This window comes from Flavobacterium glycogeni (assembly GCF_048286775.1).
Taxonomy (GTDB): Bacteria; Bacteroidota; Bacteroidia; order Flavobacteriales; family Flavobacteriaceae; genus Flavobacterium.
This window is the reverse complement of record NZ_JBLVPV010000017.1, coordinates 38,546-62,792: the sequence shown is the minus strand read 5'-3', so window position 1 is coordinate 62,792 and position 24,247 is coordinate 38,546. Positions and strand designations below refer to the sequence as shown.

At 35.8% G+C, this 24,247-nt stretch carries 20 protein-coding genes and 1 tRNA gene; 11 read left to right on the top strand and 10 right to left on the bottom strand.

Annotation, left to right across the window (positions count from 1 at the left end; all coding sequences use genetic code 11):
- Positions 1–223 precede the first annotated feature (223 nt).
- From ACNQGX_RS13365 to ACNQGX_RS13340, 6 genes are all read right to left on the bottom strand, one after another.
- Positions 224–526, bottom strand: coding sequence for a helix-turn-helix domain-containing protein (locus tag ACNQGX_RS13365; protein WP_417977016.1), 303 nt, complete (start codon positions 524–526; stop codon positions 224–226).
- Positions 513–854, bottom strand: coding sequence for a type II toxin-antitoxin system RelE/ParE family toxin (locus ACNQGX_RS13360; protein ID WP_417977014.1), 342 nt, complete (start codon positions 852–854; stop codon positions 513–515). Before ACNQGX_RS13360 ends, ACNQGX_RS13365 begins: the two co-directional genes overlap by 14 nt.
- A gap of 118 nt (positions 855–972) precedes the next feature.
- Positions 973–1,048 (bottom strand) — tRNA-His (locus tag ACNQGX_RS13355).
- 74 nt (positions 1,049–1,122) lie between these two features.
- On the bottom strand, positions 1,123–1,839 hold the full coding sequence (gene bshB1, locus ACNQGX_RS13350) for a bacillithiol biosynthesis deacetylase BshB1 (RefSeq protein WP_417977012.1): 717 nt from the start codon (positions 1,837–1,839) through the stop codon (positions 1,123–1,125).
- A 68-nt stretch (positions 1,840–1,907) separates the two neighbouring features.
- Positions 1,908–2,978 (bottom strand): isochorismate synthase, encoded by a 1,071-nt coding sequence (locus ACNQGX_RS13345; RefSeq protein ID WP_417977010.1) that lies wholly within the window; start codon positions 2,976–2,978, stop codon positions 1,908–1,910.
- 47 nt (positions 2,979–3,025) lie between these two features.
- Positions 3,026–3,454, bottom strand: coding sequence for a PaaI family thioesterase (locus ACNQGX_RS13340; protein WP_417977008.1), 429 nt, complete (start codon positions 3,452–3,454; stop codon positions 3,026–3,028).
- A gap of 138 nt (positions 3,455–3,592) precedes the next feature.
- On the opposite strand from ACNQGX_RS13340, the gene ACNQGX_RS13335 reads away from it, so the two are divergent.
- The 4 genes from ACNQGX_RS13335 (at position 3,593) to ACNQGX_RS13320 (ending at position 12,625) form a co-directional block, all read left to right on the top strand.
- Positions 3,593–5,119, top strand: coding sequence for a hypothetical protein (locus ACNQGX_RS13335; RefSeq protein WP_417977006.1), 1,527 nt, complete (start codon positions 3,593–3,595; stop codon positions 5,117–5,119).
- A 235-nt stretch (positions 5,120–5,354) separates the two neighbouring features.
- On the top strand, positions 5,355–7,913 hold the full coding sequence (locus tag ACNQGX_RS13330) for an endonuclease (protein WP_417977004.1): 2,559 nt from the start codon (positions 5,355–5,357) through the stop codon (positions 7,911–7,913).
- 91 nt (positions 7,914–8,004) lie between these two features.
- Complete coding sequence (gene purL / locus ACNQGX_RS13325) at positions 8,005–11,673, top strand: phosphoribosylformylglycinamidine synthase (RefSeq protein ID WP_417977002.1); 3,669 nt, start codon at positions 8,005–8,007, stop codon at positions 11,671–11,673.
- A 190-nt stretch (positions 11,674–11,863) separates the two neighbouring features.
- Entirely contained in the window at positions 11,864–12,625 is a 762-nt protein-coding gene (locus ACNQGX_RS13320; protein ID WP_417977001.1) for a LuxR C-terminal-related transcriptional regulator, read from the top strand.
- 10 nt (positions 12,626–12,635) lie between these two features.
- Here ACNQGX_RS13320 and ACNQGX_RS13315 read toward each other — a convergent pair whose 3' ends face one another.
- Entirely contained in the window at positions 12,636–13,223 is a 588-nt protein-coding gene (locus ACNQGX_RS13315) for a dual specificity protein phosphatase family protein (RefSeq protein ID WP_417976999.1), read from the bottom strand.
- A gap of 249 nt (positions 13,224–13,472) precedes the next feature.
- Between ACNQGX_RS13315 and ACNQGX_RS13310 the strand changes: the two genes are divergently transcribed.
- From ACNQGX_RS13310 to ACNQGX_RS13280, 7 genes are all read left to right on the top strand, one after another.
- Complete coding sequence (locus ACNQGX_RS13310; protein WP_417976997.1) at positions 13,473–15,248, top strand: AMP-dependent synthetase/ligase; 1,776 nt, start codon at positions 13,473–13,475, stop codon at positions 15,246–15,248.
- A gap of 185 nt (positions 15,249–15,433) precedes the next feature.
- Positions 15,434–15,814: a hypothetical protein gene (locus ACNQGX_RS13305; protein WP_417976995.1), complete on the top strand. Its 381-nt coding sequence runs from the start codon at positions 15,434–15,436 to the stop codon at positions 15,812–15,814.
- A gap of 137 nt (positions 15,815–15,951) precedes the next feature.
- Positions 15,952–16,464, top strand: a complete 513-nt coding sequence (locus ACNQGX_RS13300; protein WP_417976993.1) for a MarR family winged helix-turn-helix transcriptional regulator — start codon at positions 15,952–15,954, stop codon at positions 16,462–16,464.
- Positions 16,465–16,506: 42 nt separating this feature from the next.
- Positions 16,507–18,897 (top strand): 3-hydroxyacyl-CoA dehydrogenase/enoyl-CoA hydratase family protein, encoded by a 2,391-nt coding sequence (locus ACNQGX_RS13295; protein ID WP_417976991.1) that lies wholly within the window; start codon positions 16,507–16,509, stop codon positions 18,895–18,897.
- Positions 18,898–18,941: 44 nt separating this feature from the next.
- Positions 18,942–19,322, top strand: a complete 381-nt coding sequence (locus ACNQGX_RS13290; protein ID WP_417976990.1) for a four helix bundle protein — start codon at positions 18,942–18,944, stop codon at positions 19,320–19,322.
- Between the two features lie 31 nt (positions 19,323–19,353).
- Positions 19,354–20,535 carry a thiolase family protein gene (locus tag ACNQGX_RS13285; RefSeq protein ID WP_417976988.1) on the top strand — a complete coding sequence of 394 codons (1,182 nt, stop codon included), beginning with the start codon at positions 19,354–19,356 and terminating at the stop codon, positions 20,533–20,535.
- A gap of 174 nt (positions 20,536–20,709) precedes the next feature.
- Positions 20,710–22,518: an acyl-CoA dehydrogenase family protein gene (locus tag ACNQGX_RS13280; RefSeq protein WP_417976986.1), complete on the top strand. Its 1,809-nt coding sequence runs from the start codon at positions 20,710–20,712 to the stop codon at positions 22,516–22,518.
- Positions 22,519–22,586: 68 nt separating this feature from the next.
- Here ACNQGX_RS13280 and ACNQGX_RS13275 read toward each other — a convergent pair whose 3' ends face one another.
- From ACNQGX_RS13275 to ACNQGX_RS13265, 3 genes are all read right to left on the bottom strand, one after another.
- Positions 22,587–23,045 carry a copper resistance protein NlpE gene (locus ACNQGX_RS13275; protein WP_417976985.1) on the bottom strand — a complete coding sequence of 153 codons (459 nt, stop codon included), beginning with the start codon at positions 23,043–23,045 and terminating at the stop codon, positions 22,587–22,589.
- A gap of 39 nt (positions 23,046–23,084) precedes the next feature.
- Positions 23,085–23,606 (bottom strand): DUF4251 domain-containing protein, encoded by a 522-nt coding sequence (locus ACNQGX_RS13270; RefSeq protein WP_417976983.1) that lies wholly within the window; start codon positions 23,604–23,606, stop codon positions 23,085–23,087.
- A 104-nt stretch (positions 23,607–23,710) separates the two neighbouring features.
- Positions 23,711–24,142 (bottom strand): META domain-containing protein, encoded by a 432-nt coding sequence (locus ACNQGX_RS13265; RefSeq protein ID WP_417976981.1) that lies wholly within the window; start codon positions 24,140–24,142, stop codon positions 23,711–23,713.
- Positions 24,143–24,247: the final 105 nt, after the last annotated feature.

The window sequence follows — 24,247 nt, the reverse complement described above, 5'->3', positions numbered from 1 at the left end:
TAACCCCTAACAGGAATTGCCTTCATTTGTTTAATCATGAAATCCTAAATGACTTCTTTGATTGCACTCTGATACTATTCCCTTTTACAATATTCAAGCCAATAAAGTAACCCCTACAATCTCACGAAACTTTACCCCACAAAAAAAGCCTCGAATTTCTTCGAAGCTTTTGCTAAATACTCAATTTTTGTCTTGTAAGATAAAATGTGATTTACACTATTTTTTATAAATCAAGTGATACTTTTAAATTTCCGCCCAAGCCATCTTTAATAATTCGCATTAAAGTAGATAGTCTAATATCACTTGCATTATTTTCAATTCTTGAAATATAGCTTTTGGTCGTCCCTACTCTTTCTGCAAGTTCTTCTTGAGTTAAATGCTGCTTTTTTCTAGCTTCTTGTATTAAAACACCTAATTTAAAGGTGTCAAATTCTTCTTCAAATTTCTCTCTGGTCTCAGTACCTGTTTCGCCATAATGCTCTTCAAGGTGAGCAGTAAACGGTTTTATGTTTTTATTTGTTTTCATAATATTCTTTCTTAAGTTTTTCGGCTCTAATGATTTCGCTTTTGGGAGTCTTTTGCGTTTTTTTCTGAAATCCGCTTAATAGAATCACAAGATTTCCTTCGTCAAAAAAGCAAAAAATTCTAAAAATTCCGTTTCCGGCTGCAACTCTAATTTCCCAAAGTCCATCCGTATTTGTTAAATGTTTAAGAAATTTATCAGGAACAATTTTCATAGTTTGAATCAGAAGAATTGTCCAATCCATTTTCTTTCTGACATCGACAGACTGTTTTCTATAGAAATCTGTAAAATACTCTTTATAAATACCTACTTCTCGCTTAAACTCCTTCAATAGAATTAATTATTAGATTCCCACAAAGTTATCTAATTAGATAACATCATCAAAGCTTTAAGCAAAAAACTTTATCCCACAAAAAAAGCCTCGAATTTCTTCGAAGCTTTTGCTTTCTGGGTGGGAGACGGGGCTCGAACCCGCGACCCTCGGTACCACAAACCGATGCTCTAACCAACTGAGCTACAACCACCATTTGCTTAGCGGTGGCAAATATACGACATAAGTTTACTTCTGCAAATATTTTTTTTAAAAAATTACATGAAATTTATATCAAATCTGCTAAGCTATTGACTGCCAAATATCTTTCTACAGTAAAACCTTCCGCATGATCCACTCCAACGAGCCTTCCTAAATCTCTGGAACGGTAATTCAGGCTTTCTAAGAAGTTTTTACTGGTTATTGGTGACTCCGGTTCATTGGAATTTGCATCGTAGAACTGGGAACCATAAGCCAAAATCGATTGGATTTTTTTATCGGTGAAACCTGTAATGTCAACCACAAAATCAGGCTCTATATTTTTCCACTGTATGTAATGGTAGACTAATTTTGGTCTCCAAGCAGTTTGTTTCTCCCCTTCTGAAGTCGTCTCAATTTTCATCAATCCAGATAAAAAACAAGCATCCGAAACCAGTTTACTTCCCTTTGAATGATCAATATGACGATCGTCAATTGCATTACACAATACAATTTCCGGTTGATACTTACGAATCATTTTTATGATTTCCAATTGGTGCTTTTCATCATTGACAAAAAAACCATCTCGCATTTCTAAATTTTCACGTATTGAAACACCGAGAATTTTTGCAGCAGCATTCGCTTCCTGATCTCTGATTTCAGCTGAACCGCGAGTTCCTAATTCGCCACGGGTCAAATCAATAATCCCAACCGTTTTTCCTAAAGAGATTTCTTTTAAAATGGTTCCTGCACAACCCAATTCCACATCATCAGGATGCGCACCAAAAGCAAGTATGTCTAATTTCATCTAAATTTTGTTTACTATTTTTCTCATTTAATGTTTAAAGTTCCTGGATAGACCTAAATCTGAAATTTTTATCCTAAATCTAAAACCTTTTTCATCGTCATCGATTTATTGACACTTTCTCTCCACTCTTTTTCAGGAATACTGTCCTTTGTAATACCACAACCCACATACAAATGCGCTTGATCATCTTTGATTTGCATACATCTCAAATTGACATACAAATCGGATTTTAATTCTTCTTTGTTAAATCCTTCCTTGTTTAATTCCCCTAAAAAACCGGTATAGTATTCTCTGTCATAGCCTTCATTTTCAATAATAAAATCTTTAGCAGCCTCTTTTGGCAATCCGCATACGGCAGGTGTTGGATGCAAAACAGAAACTACTTGTTTCAAACTTGAATTCTCATTTATTACCCCTTCAAGATCTGTTTTAATATGTGCTAAAGTTCCCGCTTGTAACGTATAAGGACTCGAAACTGCCACTTCTGAAGTCAGGTTCTTTAGATTATTCAAAATAAAATCGGTGACAAATTGCTGTTCTTCCATTTCTTTTTTCTCCCAGACTGCTTCTGTCGTACCTTGAAGTTTTTGCGTTCCGGCTAATGCCATCGTATAAAACGTATTATTATTGGCCTTCAGCAATCGTTCTGGTGTAGCGCCCATCCATAATCCTATTTTTGGATGAAACCAACAATAGCAGAAAGCAGTTGGATAACTTTGGATTAATTTTTCGAAAATTGAAACGAGATCGAATGCAGACAAATCAACGATTTCTTTCCTTGATAGAACCACTTTTTTTAAAGTTCCTTTTGCAATAGCGTCAATCCCTTTTTGAACAAGCATTTCAAAATGTTCTTTCGCTTGCCTATCTTCTGAATCTGTGAAATCAGAATCATCATTTTCTTTAAAAGAAGTAATCAGGGCTTCCCATTTTACAGATTGATTTTTAGGAATAAGTATCATTTGACTGCCTTCAAAAGGAGCAAAAACAAAACCTGTTTCTTCAAAATTTTCAGCAAAATATAAATGGTCATTATTCTGGAAAAAACCCACTAACTTGATATCGTTTGGTTTTCTGTATAATACAAAAGGTAAATTTTGAGCTTTTTGTTGTTTTACTTTTATAAAAAAATCAATCATACACTAAATTTTTAAAATGGATTTTAATAAAAAACTACAGTCAATTCTTATTTTTTTTCTTTGGTCAAAACCATATTCGTCAATTTGCAAAGCGACACCAAATTTCCCTCCTCATCGGTAATCTTAATTTCCCAAAGATGCAGACTTCTTCCTTTGTGAATGATTCGCGCCGTTCCAAAAACAAATCCTTCACGAATACTTTTTAAATGATTTGCCGAAATCTCAATTCCGCGTACCTCCTGCTCTTTGTCGTTAATAAAAAAATGAGAAGCGGCACTTCCCACACTTTCTGCCAAAGCCACCGAAGCACCGCCATGCAACAATCCCATGGGTTGATGAACGGATGAATCAACAGGCATCTTTGCCACTAGAAAACCTTCGCCAGCATCTATGTATTCAATATTTAAGGTCTCCATCAACGTGTTTTTTGAAAACTGATTACAGTATTCAAGCATTTTATCTTTATCTAATGTCATAGAATTGCTTTTTAAAATGTAAAAATAATTAAAAGATAAGTCACAAAATAGTAAATGCAATTGTTATTCTAAATTCAAACTTAAAATCGTTCCCAATACTATTAGATTTTTCCTATTTTTACAAAAAAATACAACTAAATGCGTCCCATCACATTACTGTTTTTTATTGGAATAGTGCTTTCTATTTTTTCCTGTCGTTCCGATTTTGAGACTGTAGCAAGCACCGGCGATTTGAAATTTTCGAAAGACACCATTTATTTAGATACCGTTTTCACCAACATAGGTTCCAGTACGTACAGACTCAAAGTGTATAACAAAAGTAAAAATGACATCACCATTCCAACCATTAAATTAGGTAAAGGATTAAACTCAAAATACCGAATGACCGTTGATGGAATGCAGGGGACAGACGGGAAAATTTTCAATAATGTGGACCTTTTAGCCAAAGACAGTTTGTATATTTTCATAGAAACTACCGCAAATAGCGCTGATGCTAACCCAACTGATTTTTTATACACCGATCAAATTCAGTTTGACAGTGGCGAAAATCTTCAAAATGTAGAACTGGTAACGCTGATTCAAGACGCCGTTTTCCTGTATCCAAAACGTTTTGCTGATGGAACCACTGAAACACTTCCTATTGGAGACGAAAAAATCGATGGATTTTATCTTGATGAAAATGACCCCATAAATGGAAATGAATTGCAGTTTACCAATGATAAACCGTATGTGATTTATGGTTATGCAGCTGTTCCTTCGAATAAAACGGCAACTTTTGAGGCTGGAACCAGAGTTCATTTTCATGCTAATTCTGGACTTATTGTAGCCAATAATGCCTCTATAAATATTAATGGAACACTGTCAACAACGGATAAACTAGAAAATGAAGTCATTTTTGAAGGTGACCGATTAGAACCTGATTTTTCGGATGTACCGGGACAATGGGGTACCATTTGGCTTACAGATGGCAGTACCAATAATAAGTTGAATCACCTCACGATTAGAAATGCTACTATTGGTTTATTGATTCAAAATAATGATGGCACAACCGTTTCTATCAAAAACACCCAAATTTACAATAGCAGTAACTACGGAATTTTGGCGCAGACCGCAAAAATAAATGGAGAAAATTTAGTTATCAATAATGCAGGACAAGCGAGTTTAGCCTGTTCGTATGGCGGAAATTATTCGTTTACACATTCCACCTTCAATAATAACTGGAACAGTTCACAGCAAGTCGCGGTTTTTGTCAGTAATTATATAACTGGCGCAATTCCTGAAGTGAAAGATTTGACTTCGGCCACTTTCAACAACTGCATCATCTATGGTTCATATTCTACTGAAATGGTTTTGAATAAAAAAACCGGAGCTGCTTTCGAATATCAATTCAATAATTGTCTGCTTAAATTTGATAACGTATCCAATCAATTCACGACGAATCCCGATTATCAGTTCAATACAGACCCAGCACATTACAATGCCATAATTCTAAACAAAAACCCGAATTTTTTTAATATATCACAGAACAAATTCAATATTGACGAAACTTCTGCTGCTTTCGCAAAAGGGAGCTCGGCATACCTGATTCCATTAGATATAATAGGAAATACTCGAACTTTACCTCCAGATTTGGGTGCTTACCAAAACAAAGTGTTCTCCAAATAAACAGCTCTGAATTACGCCATATCAAGTCATTAAACAGTTTATTCCAATAATAAAAATTGGTTTATGACATCACAATATGTTTATAATTATGTTAAGAAAATCATAATTATATTCATAATTCCTTAACACAAACCGTCATAAAAGTTATAAATTTGTGCGTCTTCAGTATTTTGAGATTTGTAAATCAAGTTTTAAAAACTGGAACTAACCCCAATAACCAAAACAAATTTAAATTATGAAAAAAATCTACTCTGCATTATTATTACTGTTTGTCACAGCTGCAATAGCCCAAATACCAAGTGGCTATTACACTACCGCCACAGGAACCGGTTACACACTAAAAACTCAATTATACAACATCATCAAAGGACACACCGATAACGGATATGGTGGTTTATATACCATATATCAAACATCGGACAGGGATTATTACTTTGAAAATGATGCCACAATATTAGACATGTATTCTGAAAATCCAACTGGAACAGATCCTTACAATTACTCTGCGGGAACAACCCAAAGATGTGGAACGTACAGTGTAGAGGGCGATTGTTACAATAGAGAGCACATTATTCCGCAATCTGTATTTAGCGAACAATCACCAATGGTTTCGGATGCACATTTCATAACGCCAACCGACGGAAAAGTAAACGGACAGCGTTCTAATTATCCACACGGACCAGTAACTTCTCCAACTTGGACCTCCTTAAACGGAAGTAAACTTGGAGCAAGTACAACTTCTGGTTATTCCGGACCTATTTTCGAACCTATCAACGAATTCAAAGGCGATATCGCACGAATGTACTTTTATTTTGCCACACGTTACGAGAATACTGTTGCTGGTTATTCTTATGCTATGTTCAATGGCTCAAGCAATCAAGTTTTCACAACTGCTTTTTTAAATTTACTTATAACTTGGCACAATCAAGATCCTGTCAGCGCTAGAGAAATTGCTCGTAACAATGCTATATATACTTCTCAAAATAATAGGAATCCATACATTGATCATCCGGAATATGTACAGTCCATTTGGAACCCAACTGCTGATGTACAAGTCCCTACTATTCCTACGAATTTAGTAGCTAGCGGAACAACATCAAATTCAGTTTCATTAAGCTGGACGGCTTCAACTGATAATATTGGAGTGACTGGATACGATGTGTATATGAACAGTGTTTTAAAAACAACTGTAACTGGAATAACAGCAAATATCACCGGACTGACAGCTTCAACAGCCTATTCGTTTTATGTTGTCGCTAAAGATGCAGCTGGAAATTCTTCGGCTTCAAGTAACGTAGTGAATGCTACAACTGCTGCCGGAACATCAATTACTTATTGTACTTCACAAGGAAACAGTACTGCAGATGAAAAAATAGGCAAAGTCGTTTTTGGGTCTATAAATAACACAACCACTGGAACTGCAGGTTATGAAGATTTCACTGCACTCTCTACAAATGTAACTTCTGGAACTGCAAATACCATTACAATCACACCGTCATGGACAGGTACCGTTTATAGTGAAGGATATGCTGTTTGGATTGATTATAACAAAAACGGATTATTTACAGATGCAGGAGAATTGGTTTGGTCGAAAGCTACTTCAACAACAACTCCGGCATCAGGAACAATCACGATACCAGCTTCGGCGACATTAGGAACGACAAGAATGAGAATTTCAATGAAATACAATGCCATACCAGCTTCTTGTGAAGCGATTCCGTATGGCCAAGTAGAGGATTATACGGTAAATATAGTAGCCGGAACTGCGGATACAACAGCTCCGTCGGCACCTACAGCTTTGACGGCATTTGGGACAACTCAAACTACAACAACTTTATCTTGGACTGCAGCTACTGACAATGTTGGCGTTACCGGATACGATGTATACAGAGGAACTACACTATTGGGAACCGTTTCAACTACTACTTATAATGTTACTGGATTAACTGCCGCAACAGCCTATTCTTTCTCTGTGAAAGCAAAAGATGCGGCAGGGAATATTTCTGCTGCGAGTAATACGTTGAATGTAACAACTTCTGCTGCGGGTGGTTCAACTGCAACCGATTTATTGTTTTCAGAATATATTGAAGGCTCATCAAACAACAAAGCGTTGGAAATTTCAAATGCAACTGGCGCAGCTATCAACTTATCGATTTATAGCATCAAAAAACAAACGAATGGAGCTGGTTCTTGGAGTACAGGATTACCCCTAACAGGAACTTTGAATAACGGAAGTAAATTCACTATTGTAAATAGTTTAATGGCGTCCAGTTGTTATCCTACAAGCGCTGCAAACCTTTCTACATCAGCAACTGAAATGGCTTTTAATGGAAATGATGCTGTAGGTTTATTTAAAAATGGAGTTTTAATTGACATCATTGGAACTTTTAACGGCGGAACAGCAAACTTTGCATCTGACGAAACAATCAGAAGAAAAGCTACCGTTACGGCTCCAACGACTACTTTCAACAAAACAACACAATGGGATTCTTACACTTCAGATACCTGCAACAATTTAGGAAGTCGTATGGTTGAAAAAACACCAAAAACCAGTATCGCTTTAGATGTAAATGATATTGCTATCTATCCAAATCCATCAAATGGAAATTTCTCTATCAACAATTCGAATAAAATATATTCTATCGAAATTTACTCCATTATTGGTCAGAAAATTTTCGGAGAAGAGAACAGCACAAAATCAGAAATTACACTGCCAAATAGTGCAAAAGGAACGTACTTGGTTCGAGTTACCATCGATTCAAATTCGGTCATAAAGAAACTAATAATCAACTAATTAAAAAAGCGGCAAATTGCCGCTTTTTTTTTACCCAAAATTTAATCTTAATTGACTAAATTTGCACCGCAATACAACAAACTACATAACAATGATCCATTTCTTTGAAAACCAAAGCAAAACTGTTTTTGCCGTACAAACGCAAAACGAAATTTCGGCTCAAGACATTTCAAAACTTAACTGGCTTTTTGCCAATTCAAATAAAATAGAAAAATCCGTTCTGACGGATTTTTTTGTTGGCCCTCGCGCCACAATGATAACGCCCTGGAGCACGAATGCCGTGGAAATCACCCAAAACATGGGCATTTCCGGAATCATTAGAATCGAAGAATTTCAGAAAGCAACAGCTGATTTTTCTGATTTCGATCCTATGCTTTCGCAAAAATACAGCGAGCTAAATCAAGATATTTTCACTATCAACGTACTTCCGGAAGCAATTTTGGACATCGATGATATTGCTGCCTACAACCAAAAAGAAGGATTGTCTTTAAGTCCGGATGAAGTAGAATATTTGGATAATTTAGCAATTAAATTAGGACGAAAACTAACGGATTCTGAGATTTTTGGTTTCTCACAAGCCAATTCAGAACACTGTCGTCACAAGATTTTCAATGGAAAATTTATAATTGACGGGGAAGAAAAAGAATCTTCTTTATTCAAATTAATCAAGAAAACATCTCAGGAAAACCCTAACGATATTGTTTCGGCTTATAAAGATAACGTTGCTTTTGTAAAAGGGCCGCGTGTACAACAATTTGCTCCAAAAAGTGCTGATAAACCTGATTTTTACGAAATAAAAGAATTTGATTCGGTTATTTCATTAAAAGCAGAAACGCACAATTTCCCAACAACGGTGGAGCCTTTCAACGGAGCTGCAACTGGTTCTGGTGGAGAAATCCGCGATCGTTTAGCAGGTGGACAAGGTTCTTTGCCTTTGGCGGGAACGGCAGTTTACATGACTTCATACTCTCGTTTAGAAGGAAAACATCCCGATAGCAATCGGGACTGGGAAAACGGCATGACCGAAAGAAAATGGTTGTACCAAACCCCAATGGATATTTTGATCAAAGCGTCAAACGGAGCTTCTGATTTCGGAAATAAATTTGGGCAACCGCTAATTACAGGTTCTATCCTGACTTTCGAGCATGAAGAAGATGCCCGTAAACTAGGTTTTGACAAAGTGATTATGCAGGCGGGTGGAATTGGTTACGGAAAATTAGATCAAGCGATTAAGAAAAAACCACAAACAGGTGATAAAATTGTTATCCTTGGTGGGGAAAATTATAGAATCGGAATGGGTGGAGCTGCAGTTTCTTCAGCTGACACAGGAGCTTTCAGTTCAGGAATTGAATTAAACGCCATTCAACGTTCGAACCCAGAAATGCAAAAACGTGCTGCCAATGCCATTCGTGGTTTGGTAGAAAGCGATATCAATCCAATTGTTTCTATCCACGATCACGGAGCTGGTGGACATTTAAACTGTCTTTCGGAATTAGTGGAAGATACCGGTGGATTAATTGATTTAGATATATTGCCTGTGGGAGACCCTACCCTTTCGGCAAAAGAAATAATTGGTAACGAATCTCAAGAAAGAATGGGATTGGTTATTGGTAAGGAAAACATCGATTTATTGCAAAAAATTGCCGACCGTGAACGTTCACCGATGTATCAAGTGGGTGACGTAACGGGAGATCACCGTTTTACTTTCGAATCAAAATCAACTGGTGCTAAACCAATGGATTTTGCCTTGGAAGACTTTTTTGGAAGTTTTCCAAAAGTGGTGATGACTGACAAAACTATCGAAAGAAACTATGCAGATTTAGACTATACGGTAAAAAATATCTCCACGTATTTAGAACAAGTACTTCAACTGGAAGCAGTTGCTTGTAAAGACTGGTTGACAAACAAAGTAGACCGTTGTGTGGGCGGTAAAGTTGCCAAACAACAATGTGCGGGTCCATTGCAATTGCCATTGAATAATTGTGGAGTAATGGCCTTAGATTATCAAGGAATAGAAGGAATCGCAACTTCGATTGGTCACTCTCCTGTTGCAGCATTGATTGATCCTGTTGCGGGAAGCAGAACTGCTATTGCTGAAGCATTGTCTAACATTGTTTGGGCTCCAATAAAAGATGGTTTAGATGGAATTTCTCTTTCTGCCAACTGGATGTGGGCGTGTAAAAATGAAGGCGAAGATGCTCGTTTGTATGCAGCAGTACAAGGTTGTTCGGATTTTGCAATCGAATTGGGAATCAATATTCCAACCGGAAAAGATTCACTATCAATGAAACAAAAATATCCAAATGAAGAAGTAATCGCACCGGGAACGGTAATTATTTCAGCAGGTGGAAATTGTACCGATATTAGAAAAGTAGTGGAACCCGTTTTACAAAGAGACGGCGGTTCTATTTATTACATCAATTTATCACAAGATGATTTCAAATTAGGCGGTTCTTCGTTTGCACAAACGTTGAATACTATTGGAAAAGAAGTACCAACGATTAAAGATGCTGCTTTTTTCAAAAGAGCGTTCAATACGATTCAAGAATTAATTTTAGCCAACAATATACTTGCAGGACACGATATTGGAAGTGGTGGATTGATTACTACTTTATTAGAAATGTGTTTTGCTGACGTGGATTTGGGAGCTAAAATAGATTTCTCTGTTTTTGAAGAAAAAGACATCATCAAATATCTTTTTGCAGAAAATATCGGGATTGTTTTCCAAGCAAAATCGGATGCTGAAGTGGAATCTAAATTAAACGCAACTAACGTTTCTTTCTACAAATTAGGATCAGCAACTACTGAAGCGACTTTGGATTTTGGTCCTTGTAAATTAGACATTGCAAAATACAGAGATATTTGGTTCAAAACTTCGTTTTTATTAGACCAAAAACAATCTAAAAACGGAACGGCACAACAACGTTTTGATAATTACAAAAACCAAGCATTACACTATACTTTCCCTGCACATTTTACAGGGAAAAAACCCGTAATTGACGCTTCTAAACCACGACCAAAAGCGGCTATCATCCGTGAAAAAGGAAGTAACTCGGAGCGTGAAATGGCAAATGCGATGTACTTAGCCGGTTTTGATGTAAAAGACGTTCACATGACCGATTTAATTTCGGGACGTGAAAATCTAGAAGACATTCAGTTTATCGGAGCTGTTGGTGGATTCTCTAATTCAGATGTTTTAGGTTCTGCCAAAGGTTGGGCTGGAGCCTTTTTGTACAATGAAAAAGCTAAAACAGCTTTGACCAATTTCTTTAAAAGAGAAGATACACTTTCTGTTGGAATCTGTAATGGTTGCCAATTGTTCATTGAATTAGGATTAATCAACCCTGAACACAAACATAAACCAAAAATGCTCCACAACGAAAGCCAAAAGCATGAGAGCATCTTTACTTCTGTAACAATACAGGAAAACAATTCGGTGATGCTATCGACACTTGCGGGTGCAACACTTGGAGTTTGGGTTTCGCATGGTGAAGGAAAATTCAGCAAACCAATGGACGAAGAACACTACAACATCGTAGGTAAATACGGTTATGAGAGTTACCCTGCCAATCCTAACGGTTCTGATTATAATACTGCTATGATGTGCGACACAACAGGTCGTCACTTGGTAATGATGCCACACATTGAGCGTTCTACTTTCCAGTGGAACTGGGCACATTATCCAAAAGACCGTAATGACGAAGTTACACCTTGGCATGAAGCTTTTGTGAATGCTAAAAAATGGATTGATAAAAAATAATTATATTTCTACAGCATTTTTAAAAGCGTTCGCCATAGGCGAACGCTTTTTTTGTCATAAAAATTTACACTACTAAAATTTAAGAATTTTAGTATAATTTCATTTATTTAAACAAAATCTCATTTATTATTCATCGAATTATAAAAACAATTGTATTTTTAACAAAGTTTCCAATTAAAAATACCTAGGTATGATTCAAGAACTACAAAAACTTCATTCGGTTTGGATTGATACTCAAAAAAGAGCCAACGAGAACACTTTATTACCACAAATAAAGTTTGATGAAATTGCCAGTTCAATAATAAGCACAGGTCCCTTTTATTTTTACATTATTGATTTTTATGATATGTCCTTATCAAACATTAGTCCAGCGATAGCTGACATTCATGGATTTGATCCGGAAACCGTATGTTTTAATGATATTCTTGGAACAATACATCCTGACGATATTGACTTTATATCAAAAGCCGAAGCTTCAATACTTAATTTTTTTTATACCAAAATAGGTCCGGAAAAATTGACTAACTACAAAATGAATTACAGTTTTAGAAGTCGAATGAAAAATGGGGAGTATTGCATGCTCAATCATCAAGCCATAATATTGACATTAGATCCAAACGGAGGCTTTGGGAAATCATTGAATATTCATACCAGAATCGATCATTTGACCAAAAACAATACCTATCAATATTCCATAATAGGATTAAAAGACGAGACATCTTATATGAATATTGATGTTTTTGAAGACATCCAATGTTTTTCGGAATTTTCAAAAAGAGAAATTGATATTATTAGGCTAATTGCAGAAGGTTTTGACAACAATAAAATTGCGAATGAGCTTTTTATCAGCGTTGACACAGTTAAAACGCATCGCAAAAATATTTTAAAGAAATCCAACTCTAGAAATACGGCTCAATTAATTCGAAAAAGTACCTTGCAAGGTTTATTATAAATTGAACAAATCATTTTTGCGCTACGACTCTATTTCTGGAAACATACGCTTTTAAATACTCCCCTTTTGGAGTTCCATTATCAAAAGAACTGAATAAAACAAGATCACGCGTGTTTAAACGAGCTTGCTCATTACTGCTGTTTTCGAATTCTATTCTGTAAATTGCCGAATACAAAATGGCCCTGCCGGTACCATGATGACAATGGATTAAAACGGGGTAATTAGCAGGATTGTCCATAATTTCAAGAAAATAATCTATGTTTTTCTGGCTCGGAATTTGGTCAGACGGATTGCTAAAATAATTCAGCCCTTTAATTTTTGTAACCGCATTTTTCTCCGCTTGCAATTCTCCCGGCACTTCGGGATTCAACTTCAAATCGTTTGTACCCGGTATTCTTAAATCAATAATAGATTTAATTTTATATTTCTGAACATAATCTTTAATTTGATCTGGTGGAATTACCCCTGATTTGTATACTTTCTTTGTTGCGATTTCTTTAAAATTATAATTTAAATGAATATCATAAAGATAAGCTGCGATATAACACAAAGAAAATAACACTAAAAATCCTCCAATTCGTTTGTATGCCTTTTTCATAGAATATTTTTAGCAAAGTCACAAAAAAGAAAGGCGCAACATATTACATAATTATGAAGGTTCTATTATATGATTGTAAATGAATCTTTTGTATCTGTTGCGTAGCCAGCAATTATTGATTTCAATACTCTTTTTTTAAATATTATTGAAATCAAACCAATAAAATAAAATTATATTTTAAAATTTTACAAAAAAATTAAAAATTCCGCTATTTTTTTCTAATTTGCGAGTCAATTCAATATTCGAATAATGACTCCAATAACCAGACTTTTTGATTTTCCTTATTATCAGCAAAATAAATATACTTCAATTCCTGACGCTTTAACAACAAAGCAAAATGGCGTTTGGGTAAAAACTTCTACCGAAGAATATATAGCCAAAGCCAATGCCGTTTCCAGAGCGCTCTTAAGAATGAACGTTCAAAAAAACGATAAAATTGCTGTAATTTCAACCAATAACAGAACCGAATGGAATATTATGGATATTGGTATTTTGCAAACCGGTGCTCAAAATATCCCTGTTTATCCTACTATTTCCGAGGAAGATTATGAATATATTCTGAATCATTCCGGTGCGATTTATTGTTTTGTTTCGGATGCGGAAGTATTGCGAAAAGTAAATTTGATAAAACATAATGTTTCAAATTTAAAAGAAGTCTATTCGTTCAACGAAATCGAAGGTTGTAAAAACTGGACTGAATTGCTTATCCTTGGCGAAGACCGTAGCAATCAAAACCTCGTCGAAGAAAGAAAAAACAATGTAAAATCAGAAGATTTAGCGACCATTATTTATACTTCGGGAACAACAGGGAGACCAAAAGGAGTCATGCTTTCGCATAAAAATATTGTATCCAATGTTTTGGACAGTGCTTCGAGAATTCCTTTTGAAGCAGGAAAAAGTCGTGCCTTGAGCTTCCTTCCTATTTGTCATATTTTTGAAAGAATGATTTTGTATTTATACCAATATTATGGTGTTGCCGTCTATTTTGGCGAATCCATAGATAAAGTTGGTGACAATATCAGAGAAGTACAACCAAATGTTATCACTGCGGTTCCAAGACTTCTTGAAAAAGTGTACGATAAAATCTATGCAAAAGGTACCGAATTAACAGGCATCAAAAAGAAACTTTTCTTTTGGGCCATTGATTTAGGATTGAAATATGAACCTTATGGAGCCAATGGTTTTTGGTATGAATTACAACTCAAAATAGCACGCAAACTGATTTTCAGCAAATGGAAAGAAGGTTTGGGAGGCAATTTGGACCTGATGGTCTCAGGAAGTGCTGCTTTACAACCCAGATTAGCCAGGATTTTTGCTGCTGCAGAAATTCCGGTAATGGAAGGCTATGGCTTGACCGAAACTTCTCCTGTAATATCAGTAAACGACACGAGAAATCACGGTTTCAAAATAGGAACTGTAGGGAAAGTAATCGATAATGTAGAAGTAAAAATTGCCGAAGACGGGGAAATTCTTTGTAAAGGACCTAACGTAATGATGGGGTATTACAAAGATCCTGAAAAAACGGCCGAAGCACTTCAAGGCGGTTATTTCCACACGGGTGATATTGGAATATTTGATGAAGAAGGTTTCTTGAAAATTACGGATCGTAAAAAAGAAATGTTCAAAACTTCCGGAGGAAAATACATTGCGCCACAGTTAATTGAAAACACGATGAAACAATCCCGTTTCATTGAACAAATAATGGTGATTGGTGACGGACAAAAAATGCCGGCTGCCTTTATCCAGCCAAGTTTTGACTTCATTAAAGAATGGGCGAATATTCACGGAATTGATGTTGGAAAAAGCAATGAAAAAATCATTGCAAACGAAAAAGTTATTGCCAGAATTCAAGAAGAAATAGATACCTTAAATGAAAAATTTGGGAATTGGGAAAAAATAAAACGTTTCGAACTCACACCCGACGTTTGGTCTATTGAAGGTGGACAATTGACTCCTACTCTAAAACTAAAACGAAAAATAGTGATGGAGAAATACAGTGATTTGTTCCATAAAATCTACAACTAGATTCCAGAAAAAACATAATTGGAAATAAATATAAACTCATCAATAGCTGATGAGTTTTTTTTTAATCTAAAAACGAAAACGAAACCAATTATTTCATATTTAATTGTTTTTTAACACTCTATCTGTTATTTTAATATTTTTTAATACCTTTATTCTGTTAACCAATAAAATTAAAAATTATGAATATGAAAACCTTTTTAGTTTCAGGCATTGTAGGTGGTGTCGTCCAATTTCTTTTAGGATGGTTGTTTTATGCAATCCTATTTAAAAACTCATTCCCTACTGATGGAAATGAAAACATGGTATTCATATTTTTAGGATGCATGACTTTTGGATTTTTTGTCTCTTACATTTTTACAAAATGGGCCGGAATTTCGAATGTAACGACTGGTTTTAAAGCCGGTGCCGTTATTGGATTATTCATGGCGCTGTACAGTAATTTCTTTATGAATTCTATGAAAAGTGACATAGATTATCAAACTATGGGATTAGATATTGTAATCACTGTTGTAATGGCCGCATTAGTAGGTGCAGTAATTGCTCTTGTTAATGGGAAACTAAAATAAAATATAAAAACACACGAATAAACTCCTCATTTTATGGGGAGTTTTTTGGTTTAAACAAAAATTCACAAAAAAATATTTTAATATATTATGCGTGCATAGTATTTTTTTTATTATATTTGAAATCGATATAGTTACATATGAAAGATAAAACGATAGATTATATTTTACGCGCCACCTGGCAAGCAGTAGCAAGAATGTATAATGAGGAAGCTTCTAAATATGATGCGAGCATGGCAACAGGTTTTGCTTTGTTGAGTATCGATAAAGAAGGTGGAACACCATCGACGTCTTTGGGGCCAAAAATGGGAATGGAAGCCACCAGCCTGACCAGAACCTTAAAATCTATGGAGGAAAAAGGCTTAATCATCCGGAAGAAAAACCCAGAAGATGGCCGTGGCGTATTGATTTACCTGACTGATTTTGGTAAAGAAAAAAGAGAATTATCTAAGAATACGGTGTTGAAATTCAATGAAACGGTGAAACAACACATCTCAGAGGAGAAGTTGAAACACTTTATAGAAGTAGCGGAAACGATCAACGAATTAATTCTAGACAAAAACATATTTAATCACACGAGCGTCAGCGAACTGGCGGAGCAAACCGAAAAAACAGAAAATGACATCGCCAAGATTCAAAAGAACAATCAATAATGGCGCTACCAAATTCAAATAAAAAACAAATATAAACAACGTATGAAACGCACAATTAAAAAAGTTGCAGTAATAGGATCCGGAATTATGGGTTCAGGAATTGCCTGCCATTTTGCCAACATTGGAGTTGAAGTGTTACTGTTGGACATTGTTCCAAGAGAACTTACCGAAGCGGAAGCTAAAAAAGGACTCACTTTAGAAAGCAAAATTGTAAGAAATCGATTGGTGAACGAGCATTTAGCCAATTCACTGAAATCGAAACCATCCCCTATTTACAATCAGAAATTTGCCAGCAGAATTACAACTGGTAATACCACTGATGACATGGCGAAAATCGCTGCTGTTGATTGGATTATTGAGGTTGTAGTGGAACGTTTGGACATCAAAAAAATGGTTTTCGAACAAATTGAAAAATTCAGAAAACCGGGAACTTTGGTGACTTCAAACACATCGGGAATTCCAATTCACTTTATGAGTGAAGGAAGAAGCGAAGATTTCCAAAAGCATTTCTGTGGAACTCACTTTTTTAACCCTGCACGTTATTTAAAATTATTCGAAATCATTCCTGGCCCACAAACAGCAACGGAAGTTTTGGATTTCCTTACGGATTATGGCTCGAAATTCCTAGGTAAAACTTCGGTCGTGGCCAAAGATACTCCGGCGTTCATCGGAAACCGAATTGGAATTTACGGGATTCAAAGTTTATTTCATTTGGTAAAAGAAATGGGACTAACCATTGAAGAAGTGGATAAATTGACCGGTCCGGTTATTGGAAGACCAAAATCGGCTACTTTTAGAACGGTTGATGTTGTTGGATTGGATACTTTGGTACATGTTGCCAACGGAATCTACGAAAACTGCCCGAATGACGAACAACACGATTTGTTCAAACTGCCTGATTTCGTCAACAAAATGATGGAAAACAAATGGTTGGGTAGTAAAACGGGTCAAGGTTTTTATAAAAAAGTAGACAAAGATATTTTGTCTTTGGACTTAGATACTTTAGAATACCGTCCGGCTAAAAAAGCTTCTTTTGCTACTTTAGAACTGACAAAAACGATTGACAAACCTATTGACCGTTTTAAAGTTCTGGTAAAAGGAAAAGACAAAGCGGGAGAATTCTACAGAAAAAGTTTTGCAGGAATGTTTGCTTACGTTTCGAACAGAATTCCTGAAATTACAGATGAATTATACAAGATTGACGATGCGATGAAAGCCGGTTTTGGATGGGAAAATGGTCCTTTCGAAATTTGGGATGCCATTGGTGTCGAAAAAGGAATCGAAATCATGAAAGCCGAAGGTCTTGAACCAGCAGCTTGGGTAACCGATATGTTGACTTCAGGAAGTTCTAGTTTCTATACTATTAAAGAAGGAGCAACTTTTTTCTACAATATACCAACCAAATCGCAAACTAAAGTTCCGGGTCAGGATGCCTTTATTATCCTGAACAACATTCGCGAAAGCAAGAAAGTGTGGAGCAACAGTGGAGCGATTATACAAGATTTAGGAGACGGAATTTTGAATTTAGAATTCCAGTCAAAAATGAATACAATTGGTGGTGATGTTTTGGCAGCCATCAATAAAGCGATTGATTTATCTGAAAAAGAATATCAAGGTCTGGTTATTGGAAATCAAGCAGCGAATTTCTCTGTTGGAGCCAATATTGGAATGATATTCATGATGGCAGTTGAACAAGAATACGACGAGTTGAATATGGCTATCAAAATGTTCCAAGACACGATGATGCGCGTGCGTTATTCTGGAATTCCTGTTGTGGTTGCGCCACACGGAATGACTTTTGGCGGTGGTTGCGAAATGAGTTTGCATGCTGATAAAGTAGTTGCCGCGGCAGAAACGTATATGGGATTGGTGGAATTTGGTGTTGGAGTAATTCCTGGCGGTGGCGGATCGAAAGAAATGGCACTGCGTGCAGCTGATTTATTCCATAAAAATGATGTGGAGTTGAATGTATTGCAAGAATATTTCTTGACTATCGCTATGGCAAAAGTGTCTACTTCTGGATACGAAGCTTTTGATACCGGACTTTTACAACACGGAAAAGACATCATTGTGGTAAACAAAGACCGTCAAATTGCTGAAGCGAAGAAACACGCTTTACTAATGGCAGAAGCAGGTTACACACAACCGATTCGCAGAAGCGATGTGAAAGTTCTTGGAAAGCAAGCTTTGGGAATGTTTTTAGTAGGAACGGACCAAATGGAAGCCGGAAAATACATCTCGGAACACGACAAGAAAATTGCTAACAAACTGGCTTATGTTATGGCCGGTGGTGATTTATCAGAACCAACTTTAGTAACCGAACAATATTTATTGGATTTGGAACGTGAAGCTTTCTTGTCACTTTGTACAGAAAGAAAAACATTGGAAAGGATTCAGTTTATGTTAACCAAGGGGAAACCACTTCGTAATTAGAATTAAGACTGAAGTATTAAGTATTAAGACTTAAAAAAAAGACCATGCACAATTTTGAAAAATTAAAAATTTGGCAAAAAGCGATGGATATTGCTGTTGAAGTTTATGAAGTTTCTACTTTATTGCCTAATGATGAGAAATTCAATTTAATTCATCAAATAAAAAAATGCGCAGTATCTATTCCTTCTAACATTGCTGAAGGTTCAGGAAGAAATTATGATAAAGAATTTGTGCAATTTTTAGGAATTGCAAATGGTTCTACTTTTGAATTAATAACTCAATTAATACTTGCTAAAAGGCTTAATCTGGCAAATGAAGATTTAATTCAACCGATTATTAATCGATTAGTCGAAGTTTCAAATATGAATTTTTCATTTCAAAAAACATTAAAAGAAAAAATTAACACAAACATTGGAAAATCTTAATACTTAATTCTCCAATCTTAATACCTAATTTATGAAAACAGCCTATATAGTAAAAGCATACAGAACAGCCGTGGGGAAAGCCCCAAAAGGTGTGTTTAGATTTAAACGTCCTGATGAATTGGCAGCCGAAACGATTCAGTTTATGATGAATGAGTTGCCTGATTTCGACAAAAAACGTATTGACGACGTAATGGTAGGAAATGCGATGCCGGAAGCAGAACAAGGATTAAACGTGGGACGATTGATTTCTTTAATGGGATTGAAAATCGAAGATGTTCCGGGTGTAACTGTAAACCGTTATTGCGCCTCAGGATTAGAAACTATCGGGATGGCTACAGCCAAAATCCAATCTGGAATGGCGGACTGTATCATTGCCGGTGGTGCCGAAAGCATGAGTTTTATTCCCATGGGAGGGTACAAACCAACTCCGGATTATGCTGTTGCAAAAGCTGGAAACGAAGATTACTATTGGGGAATGGGCTTAACTGCTGAAGCGGTTGCCAAACAGTTCAATGTATCTCGTGCCGACCAAGATGAATTCGCTTATAACTCACACATGAAAGCCCTGAAAGCGCAAGCCGAAGGCAGATTTGACAAACAAATTGTTCCAATTACTGTGGAACAGACGTTTATCAATGAAAATGGTAAAAAAGAAACTAAATCGTATGTCGTAAATAAAGATGAAGGTCCTAGAGCAGGAACTTCTGTAGAAGCTTTGGCAGGTTTAAGACCCGTTTTTGAAGCGAACGGAAGCGTAACTGCAGGGAACTCTTCTCAAATGAGTGATGGAGCCGCTTTTGTTCTAATCATGAGCGAAGAAATGGTGAAAGAATTGAACCTGGAACCAATTGCACGTTTGGTAAACTTCGCTTCGGCTGGAGTAGAACCAAGAATCATGGGAATTGGTCCTGTAAAAGCGATTCCAAAAGCGTTGAAACAAGCCGGATTAACATTGAATGATATTGATTTAATTGAGTTAAACGAAGCTTTTGCATCACAAGCATTAGCAGTTACACGTGAGTTAAACCTAAATCCTGATATCATCAATGTAAATGGTGGAGCAATCGCATTAGGTCATCCACTAGGTTGTACAGGTGCTAAACTTTCTGTTCAACTATTCGACGAAATGAGACACAGAGGAAGCAAATACGGAATTGTAAGTATGTGTGTGGGAACAGGACAAGGAAGCGCGGGGATTTACGAACTTTTGTAACTAAAAACATTAGCCCTTTTGTCCTTTCGACGGAGGAGGAATAACATAACACATTGGAGAGGGAATAACATAATGGGATTCCTCCTCCGTGGGAATGACAAGTTACCGCATACAGATTGTGGAATTTGATTATAATTAAACAAAAAGTCTATTACTTAAAAAAAAAATAAAAAAATGGCAGATACAATTGAAAAAAAAGTAACCCGTGGCGGTCAGTTTTTAGTAAAAGAAACAAAGTGCGAAGATATCTTCACTCCAGAAGATTTTTCGGAAGAGCAATTAATGATGCGTGACTCTGTAAAAGAGTTTGTGAACAAAGAAATTTGGCCAAATAAAAATCGTTTTGAAAGTAAAGATTACGCATTTACAGAAGAAAGTATGCGTAAAGCTGGTGAACTTGGACTTCTTGGAGTTGCTGTTCCTGAAGCTTACGGTGGATTAGGAATGGGATTTGTTTCTACAATGCTTGTTTGTGATTATATTTCGGGAGCAACGGGTTCATTCTCAACAGCTTTTGGAGCACATACCGGAATTGGAACCATGCCAATTACATTATACGGTACAGAAGAACAAAAACAAAAATACGTTCCTAAACTAGCTTCTGGCGAATGGTTCGGAGCCTATTGTTTGACAGAACCAGGCGCAGGATCTGATGCAAATTCTGGAAAAACAAAAGCAGTTTTATCTGAAGACGGAACACATTATAAAATCACAGGACAAAAAATGTGGATTTCGAATGCTGGATTTTGCTCTGTATTCATCGTTTTTGCCCGTATTGGTGATGATAAAAACATTACTGGTTTTATTCTTGAAAACACAGCTGATAATGGTATTTCAATGGGTGAAGAAGAGCATAAATTAGGTATTCGTGCTTCTTCTACGCGTCAGGTTTTCTTCAGTGAAACGAAAGTTCCTGTTGAAAACATGCTTTCTGAAAGAGGAAATGGTTTCAAAATCGCAATGAACGCTTTGAACGTAGGTCGTATCAAATTAGCGGCAGCTTGTTTGGATGCGCAAAGAAGAGTGATTTCAGGTTCTGTACAATATGCTAACGAAAGAATTCAGTTCAACACTGCAATTTCTCAATTTGGCGCTATTCGTGCAAAATTAGCGGAAATGGCAACGAGTTGTTATGCCGGAGAAAGTGCTTCATACAGAGCCGCAAAAGATATTGAAGATCGAATAATAGCTCGTGAAGCTGAAGGTGTATCGCATCAAGAAGCGGAGTTAAAAGGAGTTGAAGAATATGCAATTGAATGTTCTATACTAAAAGTAGCTGTTTCTGAAGATGTCCAAAACTGTGCCGATGAAGGAATTCAAATCTTTGGTGGAATGGGATTCTCTGAAGACACGCCAATGGAAAGTGCTTGGAGAGATGCACGTATTGCCCGTATTTATGAAGGTACAAACGAAATCAACAGAATGCTTTCTGTAGGAATGCTGATCAAAAAAGCGATGAAAGGCCATGTTGATTTATTGGGACCCGCATCAAAAGTACAAGAAGAATTAATGGGAATTCCATCTTTTGAAACTCCTGATTATTCTGAATTATTTGCAGAGGAAAAAGAAATGATAGGCAAATTGAAAAAAGCATTCTTAATGGTTGCTGGTGGAGCTGTTCAAAAATACGGACCGGATTTAGATGCACACCAACAATTATTGATGGCCGCTTCTGATATTCTGATTGAGATTTATATGGCTGAAAGTACTATTCTTAGAACTGAGAAGTTAGCCAAAAAAGAAGGTGAAGCTAAAATACAAGAGCAAATCGCCATGGCTAAATTATACCTTTACCAAGCGGTTGATATTGTAACTCAAAAAGGAAAAGAAAGTATTATCTCTTTTGCTGAAGGTGATGAACAACGTATGATGTTAATGGGATTACGTCGTTTTACAAAATACACGAACATGCCAAATATTGTAGGATTAAGAGAAATAATCACTTCAAAATTAGTGGCTGAAAATGAATATTGTTTTAATTAGAAGATAGTTTTTAATTGGTTTTATTTGTTAAAAAACCGCCTTGTTCCTAAAAACAAGACGGTTTTTTTTTATTTCTTCAAAACATATATCCTTGCGGTTTCTCCTATAATTATTTTGCCTTCCATATCCAGTTGAGTTAATGTATTCTCACCCACTTTATATTGATTGGGTTTATCTTTCAACTCTTTTAAAGAAATAATTTCCCCCGTTTTATCCCAAACAAAAGTACCCTTTTCTTCGAATGTTTTTGAGTCTCCTTTTCCTAGATATTTTGTTTTTATAATAAAATTCATGTCTTTATTCAGAACAACTTCAGTTTCAATTCCTTCACAATCGGCACAAGGAGTTATTCCCTTATAGGTTCCCTGCCAATCTAATGAGTTTTGGGAATTATGCATATCTGTCGCCGTAGTATCTCCAACCGCAGTTGTAATAGAGTCCGCTTTAACTTCCTCTTTTTTCATTTCTTTTTTACAGCTAAAAAAGAATAATGAAGTACAGACAAGCAAAATAATTTTATTTTTCATATTGCATTTTTATTACTTAAATTTTCATTCCATAAAAGATTACTTAACCTCTTTCTTTTCAATTTTGAATATATCGCCATTATAAGAAATCGTACTTCGATTATTGGAACTAATTGAAAGTGAAGCACTACCCTCAAAGAAAACGGAAAGTAACAGTCTATAGGTATCTTTATCGCCTCTGACAACTGCTTTTATCTGATACGACTTTTTACCTTTTTCAATAGTAAATTCTTGAGGGATTCCTTCAAATTTCAGTCCTACATCACCACCATAACCGACACCACTAAATGCTCTGCCAAAAAAAGGCATTTCACTCTTGATCATATCAGGCTGAAATTCCACATAATTGGGATTAGTGGTTAAATCCATAGTTCTAAACCCTTGAGGAAAAGCTGTTTTTCCAATAAAAACAAACATTTTGGAATTCACCAATACATCTATCTGTCTCTGTTTCTCTATTTTACGTTCTTCTTTTAATTCTTTCTTACTTTTTTCTTGGGCGTAACCAGTAGTCATTAGGAGTGATAGAAAAATTACTGATATTGATGTTTTTATTCTCATGATATACTTTTTTAATGTTTTGGTATTGCTATTTCATAATTCAAAACCAATATTAAATACACATTGAAAGATTTTGAAGACCAAATTAAACTAAAACTTTAAATTTATTTTTTCTCAAAACGCATCATTGCGATATCGTCCATGATGAAATTTAAGGTTTTTCCATCTTCTGAAATTGCATAAGAATCTATTTTTTCTAGAGTTGACATGTAAACATTTTCACCTTGAATATTCGTACACATCATTTTGGTCATTGCCATTCCCTCTTTAAAGCTGATTTTATTGCCAGCTACATTTAGTTTACCTGAATATCTATTACAACTACCGCTGCCTGAAACGCTGTTCTCTTTCAAATCGAAAGTGATGGTTGGTTTTTTGTTTGGATATAATCCTTCAAAAGCAATTCTTGGACCAGTAATATAATTCAACTCCCATGTTCCTTCAAGTGAAGCTGTTTTATTCGTTGCTGTTTTGACCGAGTTACAAGAGATAAATGCCAAGCATAAAATAGTCAGCGATACAATTACTTTTTTCATATGTTCAATTTTTGATTTTTATATTTTTATATTTTTAAATATAAAGCAAAAATATTGCCAATATATCGTTTCCCAAAAAAAAATTACAAAAAAGAGTCTTACAAA